Origin of the sequence: Mesorhizobium sp. M7A.F.Ca.MR.148.00.0.0 (assembly GCF_003997735.1) — a bacterium.
In the GTDB taxonomy this organism is placed as follows: domain Bacteria; phylum Pseudomonadota; class Alphaproteobacteria; order Rhizobiales; family Rhizobiaceae; genus Mesorhizobium.
Genome location: NZ_RZTB01000326.1, coordinates 1 through 833 on the forward strand (window position 1 = coordinate 1; position 833 = coordinate 833).

At 58.9% G+C, this 833-nt stretch carries 1 protein-coding gene; it reads left to right on the forward strand.

The features are described 5' to 3' along the window. Positions 1–209 precede the first annotated feature (209 nt). Positions 210–698: a DUF29 domain-containing protein gene (locus EOB49_RS34295; protein ID WP_127383532.1), complete on the forward strand. Its 489-nt coding sequence runs from the start codon at positions 210–212 to the stop codon at positions 696–698. Positions 699–833: the final 135 nt, after the last annotated feature.

Sequence of the window (833 nt, forward strand, 5' to 3'; positions counted from 1 at the left end):
GCATTCGATGGTGCTCAACGACGCCACGCCGCATGTCGAGGTCGACTCGGAAACCTACGAGGTCCGGGCCGATGGAGAACTTTTGACCTGCGAGCCGGCGACGGTGCTGCCGATGGCGCAGAGGTATTTTCTGTTTTGATCTTTGCAATCCTAAAGCGCATCGCACGAAGCCGTTTGAACGCGACGCGGTTTGAGGCAATATACACCCCATGAACAGGATCGATCGCCTCAGGGCGCTTACGCCCTATGAAACGGATTTTGCGCAGTGGAGCGCCGAACAGGCAGCGCTGTTGCGCGACGGGCGCCTTTCCGAGCTTGATCGGGAGAACGTAGCCGAGGAGATCGAAAGCTTGGGGAGGAGCGACAGGCGGGAGATCCGCAGCCGGATGGAGGTGTTGATCGCACATCTCCTGAAATGGGAGTTTCAACCGGGCCACAGATGCCACAGCTGGCAGGCGTGGATCTCCGAACAGCGCGTTTGGATCGGAAATATCCTCAAGGACAGCCCGAGCCTCCGCCGTTACCCCGCGCAGATTTTCGACGAGGCTTACGGAGACGCTTTGCCGACAGCGGTAAGGGAAACGGGCTTGAGGAAGGCCCATTTCCCCAGCGAATCTCCCTTCACAGTCAAGCAGGCGCTCGATGGACGATTTTGGCCAGGCGGTCCGCTCTCAATGGATGACTTCCTGCGGGATTAGCCACTTCTTCGTTTATTGCGCTCCCAGCTAGAGCCGACATATGGCCACCGAAATAGCCTCCGCCCACGACATTTTCCCGCATATCCGCATCGTAATGGGCATGGTGATCGGGCTTGGCGTCGCCCGCCTGCTGTC

Excerpts from the sequence above, each read along its gene's own strand:
- EOB49_RS34295 (WP_127383532.1), top strand. The coding sequence starts at position 210 with ATGAACAGGATCGATCGCCTCAGGGCGCTTACGCCCTATGAAACGGAT.